This is a genomic window from Pseudomonas sp. FSL R10-0399 (genome assembly GCF_009600165.1).
GTDB lineage: Bacteria > Pseudomonadota > Gammaproteobacteria > Pseudomonadales > Pseudomonadaceae > Aquipseudomonas > Aquipseudomonas helleri.
The window spans coordinates 78,133-93,519 of sequence record NZ_WIWK01000005.1; the positions used below are offsets into that span (position 1 = coordinate 78,133).

A 15,387-nucleotide genomic window follows, 5' to 3' on the forward strand; every position below is an offset into this window, starting at 1 on the left:
TGCGAGGCGACCGGTTTTTTCCCAGCGCTCGTGACCGTCCTCTAGGTCTGTGTTTCTTGTAGTTCTGCGGTCATGCGCACCGCGGTGCTGAAGTCTTCTAGCAACCGCCTGGACTCCTTGAGCCAGCTTTCCTGGGGCGCTGTGTCCAGCTTGCGGTCGAGTTTGGCAATAGGCTCTAGCATCCGTCCGTAGACATCCGTGCCGCCGATCTCCAGACAGTCGAGCCGCAGTCCGTTGACGGCAGTTTTTTGTGCGCGAATCCCATCGATGTCCGCTTGGATAGCATCGTCATACATGGTGAACACCTCCAGAAGTCGACCTTCAAGGTGTTGTCGCGCGTCGCCGGGCTGGTTGATACGGGAGAAATACTCCAACAACGGGACGTCCCGATAGGCAACTTCATTACGCAGAGTGGAGCTGTAAGCGCTAATCCCTACGACGCTGATACCTTCGCTGAACAACACTTCCTGCACTTCATCCATGATGTCCTCGATGTCGTCGTCGGGACGCAAGTCGGCTTTGGTCAGCACGACATACACCGAGCGTTGGTCCACGCCGATGTCCTGGATAAAGCTCAGGTCGGACACCGGTACGGTGCCGTTGGCGTCAAGGCCGATCAACCAGATGATCGCCTCGGACTGCTGGGCGAACTGGATAGCGGTCCCCCGGTCTCCCTGGCTATGTTCCGCGGCAGTGGCGGGTGGGTTGTAGCCCGGTGTGTCGATGAAGCAAATGTTGCTGAAGTACTCCGGGGCCATCTGCACGCCTACGCACATGAAGGGCATCAAGCTCTTCAAGTCGAAGCTGAACGAGTTGATAAAGGCATGGGAGATATTTTTGTAGAACGCGACATCCAGCTCTATATGGCCGCCGTTTGCCGAGTACCCGCGAATCATTCGCTGGTCAGTCGCCAACACATAGCTAGGGATCGCAGTGACAGGTTGCAAACCGACGGGCAGGCGCACCTCGGGATCGCGGATAAAGCTGTTGATGAACTCTGATTTACCGCTGCTGAAACCCCCGACAATCCCGACAATCGTCCGCTCGTGAACGTCTGGGAAACCTACCAGCAACGCCAGTTCCTGCTCGATAGACTGGAGCATCTTGACCGCCTTGGCCTCCGCGCCCAAGGAGGACTCACTGTCGGCAAATGTCATGTAGTCGTTCGTCAGCAAATCTCTGAAACGAGCGAGCCCTGCGCTGTCGCGGGGGCGTGCGGCGAGCAGGCGCGAGATCAGTTGGAAGCGGGTCCAAGTGTCGCCGTGACGTTGGTTCAAGACTTGGAACTCGTTTGCCAGTTGCGCGTGTTGCTGCAGCTCCTGGGTATGCGCCTGTTGCAACAGATCCAGTGCTTCGCCGCTGGCGTGCAGTTCGACGCGCGATTGTTCCAGCGTCTGCTGCACCTTGCTCAACTCGGCGACAGTGGACTCGTGGCGGGCGCTCAGTAGTTCATGTTGCAGGTTCAGGGTGGCGAGACGGGTCTTGAAGTCTAGGCAATCCTCGGTCAGTTCATCTGCGCGGTTTTTTTCAGTTTGTAGCGCCAGGCAGGTCTGATGTAGGTCCTGTTCGAGCGCTTCGCGTGCAGTCTCGATGCTGTTGCGCTCTTGGACCAGTTGTGCATGGCGTGTCGACAGGTTATCAAAACGCACTCGCGCTTGCTCCCGGTCCTGTTGCTGCTGGTCCAGCGCCTCGGTCAGGGACTGATGTACGCGTTGCAATGTCTGGTGGGTGTCGCTCAGTTCGGCGGCGGTGCTGGCCTGGTGCTCGGTCAGTTGGTCGTGCTTGACCGTCAGGGCTTCCAGGCGTGCCAGGGTCGACTGATAGTCGAGCATCAGTACCTGATGGCTACGATCCGCCGCCTGCAGTGTTTCGAGCACACTGTCGCGCAGCGCCTTTCGCCGCCAGACGAATAGCTGGCCGATCTTGTCCAGTTGCGCCAGCAACGCCGGTGCGAATAGTTCGGTGTTCATGCAGCCTCCAGTTCCTGGGCCATACGATTCAGTCGGTCCAGGGTCAGCAGCGCGTTCTCGACCTGCGCTTCCAGCTGGGCGATACGCTCGTGCATGTCGCTGAAAAACTGATCGCCGTAGGAAGGTGGCAGCTTGTCGGTGACATCATCCGTCAAATTCCGAATCTGACGCTTGGCTTGGCCCTTGAGCTCATCGAGCAGATGCCTGGCGTCATCGAGGAACTGGCGCGCCTCGTCGTTCAGCAGAATGCTCTTGGTCGTCTTGAGTTTGCGCAGTTCCTGGCTTTTGAGTTCGAACACCGGCAGTGTGAAACCCGCAACCAGCGCTTCGTTGGTGCTGATCACGAACCCAGCGTCGAGCTCGTCCCCCAAATGCTGTCGGGCGACTCTGGTCGACTCCCGTACCAGGTTTTCGCGGAATGCCTTAGTCAGGATTGCACTTGATTGCTTCAGGGTACTGCTCAACCCTTCAGCGAACTCTTCCAGCTCATTGCGCACTTGGCAGCAGTGCAATTTGAAGATCTTGTAGTGCTCGGTTTCGGTGCCGCCCCCCCAGGCCCAGTTGGCGAACCTGGCGGTCATGCTGTCGCGCACTACTTCCCTGGTCTTGGAGGTTTCTTCGGTGGCACCAGCGACGCCCTGGCGCGAGGCGGTATAGGCCGACTCAAGATCCCGGGTAAGGTCGCGCTTGAGTTGCTCGCGAAACTCGGTCAAGCATTTGCTCAGCATGCTGTCCAGTTCAAACTTCGCGACCTTCATCAGACTGCCGAGTTTGCGACGCTGAGACTTGAGGTCTTCGATATCGGCGTTGCGGACTTCCTGGCCCTTGGCGTGGGTGAAGGCCATCAGGTCGGCGCGGAAAGCTTCGAGGGCTGCCGACTTGGCACGCACCAGTTCGTCACGGCGTGTGGCGATGATCCGGTCTTTCTCTGTACGCACCGTGTCCAACGCCGCTCGCAGTCTGGCGGTGTTCGCCAGCAAGTCGAGGTTGCCACGGCAGCGTTCGGCATGGTCCGGGGTAAAAAAGTCAGCGTAGTTGCTACGCAGGTTATCCCAAGCTTTTTGCTCTGCACTGTCCCAGCCTTGCTGCTGGTCGAATCGCACCGATAGGCTGTGGCACATGCCAGAGGTGTACAGCACCTTACCGTTGCCTCCTTGAATCAGGTTGTCGAAGGTCGAGCCGATCTCCGGATGCTGGGCCTTCAAGCGTTGCAAGGTGTCCACCATGTGCACGCTGAGGGTTTGGGTGATCTTGTCGAGCGCTCCCTGAAGTGTTGGCTGACGGATGTCGCTGCCATACAGTTGGCTGTCGACCTGGCTAGCAATCAGTATCAGCTCCTGGACGCCTTCTTTCTTGGTGATGCGGCTCATCACCTCAATATCCTGCTCACTGAGAAACTGCCCGGACGGGCTGACGATAAACACCACGTCGCAGCTTTTCAGCAGAGCCGAGGTGCGCTCTTCACGTGATTGCACCGGGTCGTTGAGGCCCGGTGTGTCGATGATGCGCACGTTACGGAGTGAGTTCAGGGGTAGGGAGATATCGACGCTTTTGGTCAGCGGCATGTAATTGCCGCCCACTGCGACATAATCGCTCAGTAGCACCGCCAGGGCGGCGGCGTCCGGCGCATGTAAGCTGCGTATGCTTTCGAGTGCGCCAAGATCGACGTTGGATTGGCGGATGTGTTGCCACTGCTCGTGAGCCGCCACCAGCGTATGTTCGCCCATCAGCGCACGCCGCGCGCTCTTCTCGACGTCGCTGTAAAACCCCTCGTCTTCGATCAGGTGGCCGCTGCGCTGGCGCCGCTGGCGCAAGGCTTCCAGGGCCTTGGATTTTTGTTCCTGGTATCGCTGTTCATAGCGTTGGGCGTCCTGCTGGATGTTGTCTCGATCCGCCGCCGTGTAGAACTCCACGTTGGCACTGAACGTGTCGCCGTAGGTCAAGGTGGTCAGCGCGGCGGTCATGGGTGTCGCGGCCTTGGGGAGAATTGCGTGGCCGTCGAAGACCAGGGCATTGAGCAGCGACGATTTCCCAGCCTTGACGCGTCCCACGACGCCGATCTGCAGCAGGCGGTTCTCCTCGACCAGTTCGTCGAAGGCTTTGCTCAGTTCTTCAGGCCTGTCAATGGCATGCTTACGCAACAGCGGCGCCAGGTCTTTTGCCAGCTCCGAGTTATAGTTCTGCATCCAGAGATGGAGGCGTTGATTCAGTTCAAGAACATGTTGCGGGTTCATGATTGCACCTCGTAGAGGGCTTTTTTTGCCAGCACCTGTAGCTGTTCGCGGGCGCGCGTCAACAGCTCGATCTGCTGTTCTGCGGCGGCGGTATCGTCGTGACGCGTGGCGGTCATTTGGTCGATCAATGTTTGCTTTTGCGCGATCTCGCGCTCGAATTCACTGCTGATCTGGCTGACCATGGCGTCCATCTGCTCATTGAGCAGCGTGCGTAGGCGCTCGCGCATTTCACGCTTGACCGACGGAATTACCTCGTTGATCACCTTTTGGCGCAGTTGCTCGCGTTGTCGACCCTCGTTGAAAAACTCGAGGATGTTCGGCAGGAAAATGATTGCCAGCTCAATCACCGGGTTGACTATCGAGGTGGTGACAGCTAGCACTGTGGCTAATCTCTGGTACGTCACACGGGGAAGTGGCTTGCCATCCTCCCAGCCGGTCTCTTTTTTCAGTTGTTCGAGCTCGCGGGCGTTACGCTCTGCCAGGGAGCCATTCCAGTGCCCCAAGGCTTGCTCGGTTTTTTCCAGTGTGCGGCTGATTTTGTCCGTGATCTGGCCGAGCCAGTTTTGTTCATTGTCAAACTGCCCCATCTCCTGGCCCAGCTCACCGATTGCCTGGGCAAAGTCGGCGACCACCGTGCGGCTGAGATTGTCCATCTGATCCTTGATCGTGCGCGTCATGGTGCCGCGGACGACTTCGGAAACTATGCGCGAAAAACCTTCCTGGTTTCTCGCCAGGCCTGCACTGACCAGCTCCGATTGCACATTGTCCAACTCATGACCGACGGCGCTCAGGCAATGCTCCACGGTCCGGTCCAACTGTTGGTCGCGCAAGTCTTCGAGAAGGTTATCTCGCTTGCGTGCTATCTGCCGTATGCCGTTGGCTAACTCGCTCAGGGTGTGTTCGTTTTCGGCTTTGCTTTTCTTCAGCGATGCAATTGACAGGTTGATCTGGTTGAGCAGCGAGTGGGTCACGTCCTTCAGGCGATCCTCGAACAACTGTCGGATGATCTGTTCCGGATTAAGGTGGGTCAGGACTTCCTCGAAGCGGACATCCGCGTTGAGCCCCACGCGTATCAGGGGGCGGCTATCGACGAAGTTGATCCTGATCTGTTCATCCATCAGATCCGCCACGTCCTGTACTTGTTCGTCTGAACGCAGGTTGGTCTTGTTCAGCAGAAAGGTGAAATCCCGCTCGTAAGTCAGCAGGTCATCCAGTTGACGCAGCATCGACTGAGTGATGTTGCCGTCTTCCACGCTGGTCACCACGATGAAGTGCACGCCACGGGGCAGGTAATACGCGATCGCTTTGTTATGGTTGGCTAATGAGGAGCCGAAGCCCGGCATATCAACCAGCACCAGCGAGGGCGAAGCTTTGAGTCGCGGGTTATCCAGGTACAACTGAAGGTGAGTGAATTCGTTGGCGCGTGTCTTGATACCGGCAAGAGCGCTGACGTCCAGGCGTTCACTGCTGCCATCCAGGCGAATGGCCAGGAGATGCGGGTCATTGCTGTAGCGCAACTCAGTGGCCAACTCGGTTTCGGGAGTCAGGCCAATACCCAGGACGTTTTCCCCAAGAAAAGCATTCAGCAAGCTGCTCTTGCCCGCGCTGAACGCACCAATGACGGGGACTAGCAGTTCGGTATGTTCGATATCGTTCTGCAGCCGCGTCACCTCATCGGGCTGGATCGAGGTTTCTACAATGAGCGGCAAAATGGATTTCAGATAGTTGAGGTAAGTGCTTTGAGTTTTCAACATGATCGGTACGAATCCTTGCGTATATCAAAAAAGTTTATGGACATCGTTGTGGGTGAGGGGCTCCAGTCGTTTCACAACTTAAGCTCCCTCCATTCATAGCCGTTGTATTTCTCCCAGACTGCGCCGTTCTCAAAGTGCAGGTACACCCGCCACTCATCCGGATTGACCTGGATTTCTCCACCAATACGGGCGCAGTTACCGAACTCTGAGCATAGAAAGCTCTCCAGTTGCTGATAAAACGCATCGGGCAACCTGGAGCTGCTGGAGACGTAGCAAGACGATCCATTGGCAAAAAGGCTGCAGGGTTGAACGCTTGACCATAGCGTCGCCGTTGCCTGGTCTGGATGTTTCTTGCTCCAGTCCAGAGCGAATCTGTGTAGCAGGACATGCCAGTTTCCGTCGGCGTACTCACCTTCAATCCCCCACATGTCGATGGCCAGGAACAAGGTGGGCTGCTTCGAGCGTTTCTGCGACGGATAGAAGGACTCATGCATGGGAATATCTCTCGCTGGTTCAGAGGTAAAACAAGACGAGTAAATGTCGAACATGCCCACGACATATTGTGTCGCGCGCGACCTCTGGATCGTATGAGCCGCGGTGTGTAGTACTCACCGCGAAGTCAGCCGGGTTGTGGCCAGTCGTTCAGCGACAGGGCAGCGGGGTACGAGAAGAGAGATGAGGCGTGGATAAATCAGAATGGCCACAGACATTCGCAACTTCCTTGTGCGTGTAGGCGTGAGTGCCTGCGAGAGATCTACTGCACGATATCGGCATGGGGCAGACAAGCTTTAGTTGGGACTTGCAAGGTCGATCATGAAGTTCCCTGCGAAGCCGACGTGGACGAGATTATGGCATTTTGCTACCTTTAATGGCCATGCGCTAGCCCACATGCTGACTCGCTGCAAACGCAAAGGAAGCCTTTTATGAGCATGACCTGGGGACTCTCTGGTCCTGAGCAATTGGATGGCGAGAGACGCACCCGCACGCTTGATATTGGCGCCGCAGTGCGTGAGTACAACGAGCGCGCTGTCCCTGGCATGGGCGGCGTGTGGTACGCCAAACAGCTGTTCTTGGCGATGCTGGGTATCGCACTCGCGCAGAAGTTGCGCGAGCGCAAATCGAATGTCTCGAATATTGACGCGGCCAACGCCATTGAAGCGTTGGGCTGCTACTACGCGCTCAAACAGAACAATGGCCAGGGTGATGCCCGGGTGCGGGGTTCGGAAAAACTGCGCGGCAAGGCGAATTTCAACTTCAAGACACTGTGCAAGCCAGGGTTCTATGTCAGCCAACCGATGCGAATGGGGACCGGCCAGGCATTGTTGGCCCTGGGGCTGGTGCGCGCGCAGGGTAAGCGATTTAATGCCTTTGCCTGCACGGCCTTTGGTCATGAATTCGTTAACGCTTGCTGTGGGGATGACGGAGCGCTGTTAGAGGAGTTGGCGCAGTGGGCACAACGAGGCGATTCTGTAGATAGGTTGAAAGCCCCCGTTTCCGGGCTGCTCTCGCCTCTGCAAGTATTACCCGCACAGGCCCGTGCGCTGTTGTCTCGCCGCATCGATGCGGAGCTCTCGCCAGCTAGCGGTGGCTTGCGACGTGCAGCCATACGTGGCTGGGTACGGGCTCGTCACGCCAAACCGGAAGCCGTGTTCGATTGGGCCGAGCGACCCGATGAAATCGATCCCGAACACTGGAACGACTTGCATTATGGTGCTCTGTTTTTTCAAGTGCAGGATGCCGCCTACGACGTGCTGAACGCGGTGGAGCAGCACATGGCGGTGTTGAGCACGCAGCGGTTCGAGTTAGGGCGTGTCCTGCCCGAACGCATCTCGACGCACATCACCCATTTGCGCGAAATGGCCCGATTGTTTTTGGATAACCCTCAGCGGCAGCGAATCGATCCTGTCGCCTCGACCTTCTGCCATGAGTGTACGGATCCTGATAGTTCGAACCTGTTGGCCAGTCTGGTGAGCCGAGACGGTCGGGTTCTGCGTCTGCAAGGCAAGGACATTCTGCCTGGCGGTGCGTTCCAACATCAGGTTTTGGAGGTCGATATTGGCCAGGCTGTTATCGAGGCCCAAGCCGCTCTGCCAGCCTGGATTTCCCATCGCGTAGGTCGCTTGCATCGACTTGACCTGGATCTCCAGGGTCAATTGAGCGCCTGGCTCACCCCGGCTCCAGCAGTAGCCATTGAAGAGGTAAGTCTATGAGTAATGCTCCTGCCTCTCTGGCCCAACACTTCGAAACGCCGGACGGTTTTACTGGCCACTTCGGTTGGCTGTGCGGCTTTTCGGCTGACGACAGGTTTCTCAACGATGCGCTTGAGCGTTTCAGCCATCAGCAAGCCAATCAGCGTGCCTATGCCGGGGAAACGCTATTGGCACTGATGCTGGACCCGCGCGCGATCCAGATTACCCCGGTCGAAGTGCCGGGCCTGTTGCATTTACCTTGGGCGAAAGCCGATTTGCCATTCAACCTGATGCACGCCAAGGTCGCGGTGCTGGGTTACCGCAGCACTAACAAGAGCGACGCCTGGTGTTTGCGTTTGCTTGTGTCCACCGGCAACTGGACCCGGCAGACATTAGAGCAGAGCCTTGACCTGATCTGGCGCCTGGACGTGTGCAGCGACGAACTAGTAGTACCCACCGAGGCAACGCAGCAGGTCCGGACAGATATCAGCAGTGCCTGGAGTTTACTGCTGTGGCTACGTGAGCATTACGACGACCGTGCGCTGCTTGCCAATCCGCTGACAGCCAAGGCCGTGGCGGATATGGATGCGATCCTGCTCAAACAGGTCAAGCCGAAAGCTTCCGGATTGAACGCGCGTTTCTTCGATAACCGAAAAGCGTCGCTGCTCGCCCAACTGCCAGCCAGAGTCGTTTATGCCTCGGGTCGAGAAACGGCGCGTAACTACTTGGCCATGGGCTCGGGTTTTTATGAGTCTTCAATGCTCGGTGAGCATGCATCGGTCCCGTTGAGCATCATCAGGCGCTTGCGCGGTGAAGAAGGAGAACCGCGTCTGCTGACGGCGACCAGCACCGTAGATCTGTTTGTCAACGAGGCGAGCTGCCAGGGCATTGCAGCGGCAGCCGCGAACTTGACGGCTGCCAGCGTCAGCGTACGACCTGCGGCTCAGCCGGCCTACTTTCCTGACGTGCAAAAACGCACCTTGCATGCCAAATTCATTTTCAGCGCCAGCGAGACCGGGCATTCGGAAAAAACAGCCGGCCCATGGCTGTACCTTGGCTCGGGCAATCTTACCCGGCAAGGCTTCACCCTGAAGATGGGGCGATCGACGGGCAACCTTGAGGCCGGGGTGGTATTCGCTCCGACGCCTTTGAACTGGTACCCGGCAAAATCGGGGGGAACTGATCCCGAATCGATTGGCTATTACCTGCCGATTCAGTGGGAGCAGGAATGCGTCCCTGAGACGCTGCAGCAAGGCAAGGATCTTGAGGTGGGGAGCGAGGTGTTCAGCGCAGCGCCCGTGGCTTACTTGATGTGGCGGGACACGGATACACCAGAGCAAGGCTGGTTGAGCGCCGATGATCGCTCGCGGGGCGATTACTCAGTGCTGGATACGTCGCGACAGCCTTGTGCATATGTTGAGGGTCAAGGCTTCGCCTGGTGCGGACCACGACCGCGGCAGGTGGTTGTCAGCTGGCAAGATGCGGGTACAACGCATGTTATGACGGTGCCAGTGCTGGATGGGTTTGGCCGGTTGGCTGCCACCGAGCTGCCAGAAATCAGCCTGGAGGATGCGTGGATGCAACTCGATAGTTTTCCACAGTCGCCCAGTGAAGAAGAACTGCCCGACGCGTTCGACGATAGCAAGCGCTCTGCCGACAAACAGGGAGCCATTGCGCCAGGAAAAGAAGCGGCGCGTTACCCGATCCGGCAAATTATGGAACTGATCGAAGGCATCGCAGCGAAACAAACTGCTCTGGAGCCTCGGGATTGGCCGGTGTGGTGCGCCCGACTGGAGCAATCACTTATTCAGGCCGCCGGTTGCGGGTTGTTGCAGCAGTTTCTGGCACTCGAAATCAACCCCATTCATGCCTTGCGCCAACCTGCGTTCAGGCCTTGTTTTGCCGAGACAGCGGACCATCCGGAAGGGAAGCGCTACGAAACCGCACTGAGCAATATCGAGGCCCACTGGAAACTCGACACCTCACATCCCCTTGGGGTCCTGCCATGAAGCGGATAGCCTTCAGTTGGGCAGCCGTTGCGGCCTCACTGCGCGAACGGGCGATGCAACAGCAACAAGTCGCAGATGACGCGGGTGAGGCGGCTGCGCACCTGAATCCAGGCCAGCGAGCCAGCCTGCATGCGTTGGCCGATCGTATTGGCGAACACGGGGTAGTGCTGGCCGATGAAGTGGGTATGGGCAAGACCCGTATCGCTGTCGAGCTGATTCGCGCAGTCAAGGACGCTGGCGGTCGAGTCGCCGTCATCGCCCCGCCAGGGCTGGGCTATCAGTGGCAGGCCGAGTTGAAACTGGGAGGCGTTACAACTCCCGCTATGTTGCGTGGTCTGCACGGCTACTTTGAAGCCAGAAGTGCCGAAGAGGTTCTTGATAAAAAGCCATGGTTTCAGGAGCCAATCCTGGTGCTGTCCCATACCTTTGCCAACTGGCGTATGGGCGAGAATGCAACGCGCTGGCGCAGAGAGTTGGTGCCGGAAGTCTTCGCACGCTGGCGCAAGGAGGCAGGTTTCAAGTATCCAAATGGCTACCACCTGTCAGGCTCTTATGATGAAAGGGTCAAGCGAGCCGCTGCCAGCATTGTTGCGCGTATCAGCGAAGACGCCGCGCACCCCGCTTACACCTGGTTGACTGACGTCACGACCGGGCATTTCTGGCCAAACCCCGATACTCACACCAATTACCGCCGCGGTACTCCTCATCGGAGTTGGCTTGAGCAGGTGGTCGGGTTTGGTCTGGGCTCCTTCGACCTGCTGGTGATCGACGAGGCCCACAAAAGTCGCGGCACCGACAGCGGCCTGAGCCGGTTGCTCGGTAACCTGGTGCAGGGAACTCAGCACAGCCGTCGCTTGTGCATGACAGCGACTCCTGTGGAGCTGGATGCCGAGCAATGGCGGCAAACCTTCGAACGGCTTGGTCTCGACGAAAAAGTGCGCGATCAACTTCAGCCTGTGATCAACGACTTTGCGCAGGCCATCCGTCATCTACGAGCTCATTGGCGTTCCAGCGACACGGCCCGTCAACAATATCAGGCTGCAGCGAGTGCCTTTCAATCGACGTTGAGCCCCTATCTGCTGCGCCGGGATAAACGTGAAGACGCCGACGTTTCACGCTTCGCCCAAGAAACTCAAGGGGAAAGCTATCGCAACACCCAAAAGCCCGTCATTGTGGATGTACGCACGCTGAAGTTACCTTGGCGACAGGCTGTGTGCGCAACCGAGGCGCTGTCCGTGGCCTCGCGACTGGACGAAAACTCAACGGCCAAACGCTTGCGATTGACCCTAGCCAATGGGCATGGCATCGCTGACCTTCTGGCGCAAATTAATGAACCAGCGGGGCCTTCTGCCCTGCCGAATGACGGACAGTCCAGCGCGGTCGATGACAAGCGCCAGCAACGCGTGCAGTGGTGGTTGAAGACGGCTGCTCAGGCGTTTCAGAATCCCCACCACTTGTTCGAGCACCCGGCAATCCTGGCCACCATCACGGCCATCGAAGCCGCACACGAACAAGAGGAAAAGGTGCTGGTGTTCGGCCGTTTCACCGCACCCATGAGGGCCTTGGTCCGGCTGCTGAACGCGCGTGAAATGCTACGTAGCCTTGAGGCCGGCCGTTACTGGCCGCAGAGCGTAATCCATGCTCGTGCCGACGAGTCCGATGACCATTCGGAATGGGTAGCAGTGGAGATTGCGCACCGTCAGCTGAATTGCCGGCTGAAACTCAGCTCCATCCCTGAGTTGCTGGCCAATCAATACAGCACCCACAGCACACGTCGTGAGCAGCTACGCCGGCGTCTGCTCGGCTGGTTGGATGCGGGCCTCCCCGAACATGAGCAGGTATCCCGCGCAATGTTCAAACGCCTTCAGGAGGCTGAGCTCAACAAGGATCTGGTGGGCACCGCCGAGAAACATCCCGTAGCGCTGTTTACCCGGGCGATCCTCGACTTCACTGGCGGGGACGTCGAACATCTGACGCCTGAGCAAGCGTGCACCGCCTTTTGCCAACTGCTGAGCGCTGCCGGCGACCAGCACACGGACGACAATCCCCACACACCGGATACCGGCGAAATTGCGTTGCAATGGGAACTGCTACTCGCCCGTCTACAGCCTGAGTTTGCCCACCAGGAGGGAGGTTTCGCTCGCCTGATGTACGGCGGCACTGAACAATCTACCCGCCGCTTGTTGCAACTGGCCTTCAACCGCCCGAATAGCTTTCCCCGTGTTCTCGTAGCCCAATCTACCGTCGGCCGCGAAGGCCTCAACCTGCATCTGGCATGCAAGACCGTCATCCTCATGCACCCGGAGTGGAACCCCGGGGTGGTCGAACAACAGATAGGCCGAGTCGATCGTGTGGGCAGTCATTGGAGCCGCCGGTTGGGTGAGGCGCTGGAACGGGGGAGTCCAGCTTCAGAGCTGCCGCGTATTGATGTGCATCCGGTGATCTTTCGAGGGACTTACGACGAGCATAACTGGAAGGTTCTGTTGGAGCGTTGGGATGACCTGCGTGCTCAGTTACATGGAGAAGTGATCCCTGCTCGAGAGGCTGAGGGGGATTTGGCGTACCAGAAGGTGTTAGAGAAACTGCAGGCAAGTGCGCCTAGCTTTTCGCCTTCGCGGCGATAAACGCAGGTAAAACGGAGATTGTCGCCGCGGCGATGTGTTGATCGAGTTCCTCGCTCGAATGCGCGTCAGTTTAGGTCCCTCTTCTATAGAACTATCCTGGCTTTGGAAAGAAGAGGGCTTAAATTATTAACTAGTTCGAGCATGATAAGGAACATTAGATTCAAGTGATGCCGTCATGAGTAAGTCCAAGAGTAATCATGGCTCGAAAAAAATACTGGGCGAAGTTGGGTTTTTGACTCGAGGCGCTCAAACTCGTGACTGAAACTCAAACGAAGCATGTGGATACCAATGAAAAAGTTTTTTTGGAGCTCCGGGATGAACGAGCTGCTATAGCGTCTGGAGGAATAATAGCGTGGAGGTTGGAAACAAAGCTTACCGCGCAGGGGGCAGGGTGGGTCGATAATATTGTCAATCGTTTACCCCTTCAACAGCAACGACGCGTCGAAGAGAAGCGAATCCGATCTATGAAGAGGCTTGACCTAGCTGCCGTCCTTCGCGTGCCTGATTAGAGGTGGAGCGCCAGTGTCGAGCGTTTCACGAGAGAGGCGCGAAACTGGATCAAGGAGTTGCGGAGCATTCGTAATCAGTTGGTTCACGCACCAGCAGGGGGCTGAGTGTTTGAGGGAAGAGCTTCTTAATAAACTTTTGGTAAATATGCGAGTTTGTGATTGTTTTGATCGCTTTTAATTAGTTTTAAACTTTTTAGCCGCAGGCTTTTGGGTGTAAAATAAGGTGATGCCATGCTGTTGGAGGCGGTCACTCTTGCGCGGTATATATGTCGGTTGAAATTTGCTGCGGGCATGTTGCTGTGCATTAGCGGTATCAGATGAAGGTAAATGAGTCGGCTGCTATTGCTTAGTTGCTTTAAATTAAATCTGCTATCTTTGCATTTTAAGAAAAAATAAAGGCACGAAAAACTCCGTGCCTTTACGTTAGTTGATGCCAATCGGTTTGTCATTTTTGTCATAGCAAATCGGGTGCTCACAATACCCACCCGCATTGAGTACTTCTAGTTCATAAACCGCTGGCAGGTATTGCTTTAGCTCAGACTTTGCTACTTTCTTCCCATTTATGGTGCACTCATCGTCTGCACGCGGGTTGCACCAAGCTTCTTTTACTTCGATGATTTTTGTGGGTTTTGTCATTGGTGTCTTTTCGACCTGTGGCACCTCATCGACTGACGAATCACTCGTCGCATCCAACGAGTAGGCAGCAATAGCGTCTTTTGCGCTCGTTTTGTTGATGCCGTGATCAAGAAAGAAGTCCTGAAGTGTTGTACGGGCTTGAGCGTAGGTAACCTCTTTCCCCTTTTTATTTGGCCCGCCATCCATACGATAGGCAATCGGATAACCATCCTCACTTTCATAGATGTAATAGTAAATGGAGAGACTAAAGCGGAGATCTTGGCCGTACATTCCATAGATACCTGAGCCATTGGATGCACGGCAAGTGCCTCGTACACATTTGCCGCTGATATGGTTGCTGAAAGTAACGTTACGCTGTTGCTGTGCATTCCACTGTGTAATATTCCTTGGAAGGGCATACCAAGTGCAACGGTAAAATTTTGCTCCAAACTGATTTTTAGCCTCTGCACACGGAATAGCATAAGGTAAATCGTTCATGCTTTGTTCATTTGGTAGTATGGGCGGATACATGTACCCGTAGTCAACTTCTGCTTGGGCGTTTACAGAGAGTGCGAACGAAATAAGGCTGGCTGTTTTTAGTATGACAGATTTTGTATTCAATTTATTAAGCTCTGAAGTGTGCGCAGGAGTGGAGTTTGATTTCGTCGGCTGCTATTTCTTGTAGATGACTTTTAGTTTTTTATTGGCGTAGTCTTTTATGATTTCGTAGTCGGGATTGTAAGTTGCTAGAGTGTGGCCAGCGCTGGCCACAGTAGCCGTGGCGGCTAAGACGGCGCCGACAGGTAGAGAAGATATTCCAATTATAGTGCCCAGAATGCCGCCTTGAGCTATAGCACCTTTAATATCGATTTTTACCCGACACTTTAAATCTAAGCTTTCTATCTTTTTTTCGACAATTATCACGCTTTTAGTAAATTGGCTTCGCAAGCCTACAATCTCAAAAGATTTTTTGGCTTTTAGAAGGGTTTCTATTTGAAATTCATTCAATCCATTTACTGTTGGTAGAGACATATTTCAAATTCTCCGTATTGGTGGGTAGGAAGGCCTTCTGCTAGCTCTACTCAGAGTCACAGAAATATTAAAAAAGGGTCGTAAATGCCGTGGTCGTGAAAGCATCATAGCGCGACGATTTTCGACATGGCAAGAATCTCTGCAAACCACGATAAAGACGGTGACCTGGTAGCGCTTGGTGCGGTAGTACGTGCGCGACGACTAGGACATATGCTGTCGCAAGAAGCCTTGGCAGATGCTGCTGGGATTGATCGTTCCCACATGGGGAAAATTGAGCGGGGAGAGAGAAATGTTACTTTTTTGAACATTCTCCGAATTGCAACGGCGTTGCAATGTAAGCCGTCAGATTTGCTTTTCGAAGCAGGTTTGTGATTTCGTCATATGGTTGCGGACATAAAAACTCCCGTTGAGCTCGGTGCTGAACGGGCGTTATGGTTGGAGGGGAGAAGGC

10 protein-coding genes are annotated in these 15,387 nt (G+C 55.8%); 4 read left to right on the top strand and 6 right to left on the bottom strand.

All coding sequences use genetic code 11. From position 1 onward, the window contains the following. Positions 1-41: 41 nt before the first annotated feature. The 4 genes from GHO41_RS02735 to GHO41_RS02750 all read right to left on the bottom strand — a co-directional run bounded on the left by GHO41_RS02735 (position 42) and on the right by GHO41_RS02750 (position 6,452). Positions 42-1,970, bottom strand: a complete 1,929-nt coding sequence (locus GHO41_RS02735) for a dynamin family protein (RefSeq protein WP_153432898.1) — start codon at positions 1,968-1,970, stop codon at positions 42-44. Beyond that, positions 1,967-4,204 carry a dynamin family protein gene (locus GHO41_RS02740; protein ID WP_105162716.1) on the bottom strand — a complete coding sequence of 746 codons (2,238 nt, stop codon included), beginning with the start codon at positions 4,202-4,204 and terminating at the stop codon, positions 1,967-1,969. The genes GHO41_RS02735 and GHO41_RS02740 overlap by 4 nt, the downstream gene beginning before the upstream one ends. Further along, the gene (locus tag GHO41_RS02745; protein WP_153432899.1) at positions 4,201-5,958 is read right to left on the bottom strand and encodes a dynamin family protein; all 1,758 of its coding nucleotides are present in this window, start codon (positions 5,956-5,958) and stop codon (positions 4,201-4,203) included. The genes GHO41_RS02740 and GHO41_RS02745 overlap by 4 nt, the downstream gene beginning before the upstream one ends. 71 nt (positions 5,959-6,029) lie before the next feature. Further along, positions 6,030-6,452: a hypothetical protein gene (locus tag GHO41_RS02750; protein ID WP_153432900.1), complete on the bottom strand. Its 423-nt coding sequence runs from the start codon at positions 6,450-6,452 to the stop codon at positions 6,030-6,032. Between the two features lie 429 nt (positions 6,453-6,881). Between GHO41_RS02750 and GHO41_RS02755 the strand changes: the two genes are divergently transcribed. From GHO41_RS02755 to GHO41_RS02765, 3 genes are read left to right on the top strand one after another with little or no spacing between them, the layout of a single operon-like run. Continuing rightward, positions 6,882-8,168: a hypothetical protein gene (locus tag GHO41_RS02755; protein ID WP_153432901.1), complete on the top strand. Its 1,287-nt coding sequence runs from the start codon at positions 6,882-6,884 to the stop codon at positions 8,166-8,168. Further along, complete coding sequence (locus GHO41_RS02760; protein ID WP_153432902.1) at positions 8,165-10,156, top strand: hypothetical protein; 1,992 nt, start codon at positions 8,165-8,167, stop codon at positions 10,154-10,156. Before GHO41_RS02755 ends, GHO41_RS02760 begins: the two co-directional genes overlap by 4 nt. Next, complete coding sequence (locus tag GHO41_RS02765; protein WP_153432903.1) at positions 10,153-12,780, top strand: DEAD/DEAH box helicase; 2,628 nt, start codon at positions 10,153-10,155, stop codon at positions 12,778-12,780. The genes GHO41_RS02760 and GHO41_RS02765 overlap by 4 nt, the downstream gene beginning before the upstream one ends. Before the next feature lie 932 nt (positions 12,781-13,712). Here GHO41_RS02765 and GHO41_RS02770 read toward each other — a convergent pair. Further along, a complete protein-coding gene (locus GHO41_RS02770) occupies positions 13,713-14,402 on the bottom strand; it encodes a hypothetical protein (protein WP_256678659.1) in 690 nt (229 codons plus the stop codon). A gap of 174 nt (positions 14,403-14,576) precedes the next feature. Next, positions 14,577-14,936, bottom strand: a complete 360-nt coding sequence (locus GHO41_RS02775) for a hypothetical protein (RefSeq protein WP_137206429.1) — start codon at positions 14,934-14,936, stop codon at positions 14,577-14,579. Positions 14,937-15,062: 126 nt separating this feature from the next. Here GHO41_RS02775 and GHO41_RS02780 point away from each other — a divergent pair, with 126 nt between their 5' ends. Beyond that, entirely contained in the window at positions 15,063-15,308 is a 246-nt protein-coding gene (locus GHO41_RS02780) for a helix-turn-helix domain-containing protein (protein WP_081007120.1), read from the top strand. The last annotated feature ends 79 nt before the right edge of the window (positions 15,309-15,387 follow it).

What these genes read in the sequence shown, in the direction of transcription:
- GHO41_RS02735 (WP_153432898.1), bottom strand. Translation starts at nt 1,970, where the DNA reads ATGAACACCGAACTATTCGCACCGGCGTTGCTGGCGCAACTGGACAAG.
- GHO41_RS02740 (WP_105162716.1), bottom strand. Translation starts at nt 4,204, where the DNA reads ATGAACCCGCAACATGTTCTTGAACTGAATCAACGCCTCCATCTCTGG.
- GHO41_RS02745 (WP_153432899.1), bottom strand. Translation starts at nt 5,958, where the DNA reads ATGTTGAAAACTCAAAGCACTTACCTCAACTATCTGAAATCCATTTTG.
- GHO41_RS02750 (WP_153432900.1), bottom strand. Translation starts at nt 6,452, where the DNA reads ATGCATGAGTCCTTCTATCCGTCGCAGAAACGCTCGAAGCAGCCCACC.
- GHO41_RS02755 (WP_153432901.1), top strand. Translation starts at nt 6,882, where the DNA reads ATGAGCATGACCTGGGGACTCTCTGGTCCTGAGCAATTGGATGGCGAG.
- GHO41_RS02760 (WP_153432902.1), top strand. Translation starts at nt 8,165, where the DNA reads ATGAGTAATGCTCCTGCCTCTCTGGCCCAACACTTCGAAACGCCGGAC.
- GHO41_RS02765 (WP_153432903.1), top strand. Translation starts at nt 10,153, where the DNA reads ATGAAGCGGATAGCCTTCAGTTGGGCAGCCGTTGCGGCCTCACTGCGC.
- GHO41_RS02770 (WP_256678659.1), bottom strand. Translation starts at nt 14,402, where the DNA reads ATGAACGATTTACCTTATGCTATTCCGTGTGCAGAGGCTAAAAATCAG.
- GHO41_RS02775 (WP_137206429.1), bottom strand. Translation starts at nt 14,936, where the DNA reads ATGTCTCTACCAACAGTAAATGGATTGAATGAATTTCAAATAGAAACC.
- GHO41_RS02780 (WP_081007120.1), top strand. Translation starts at nt 15,063, where the DNA reads ATGGCAAGAATCTCTGCAAACCACGATAAAGACGGTGACCTGGTAGCG.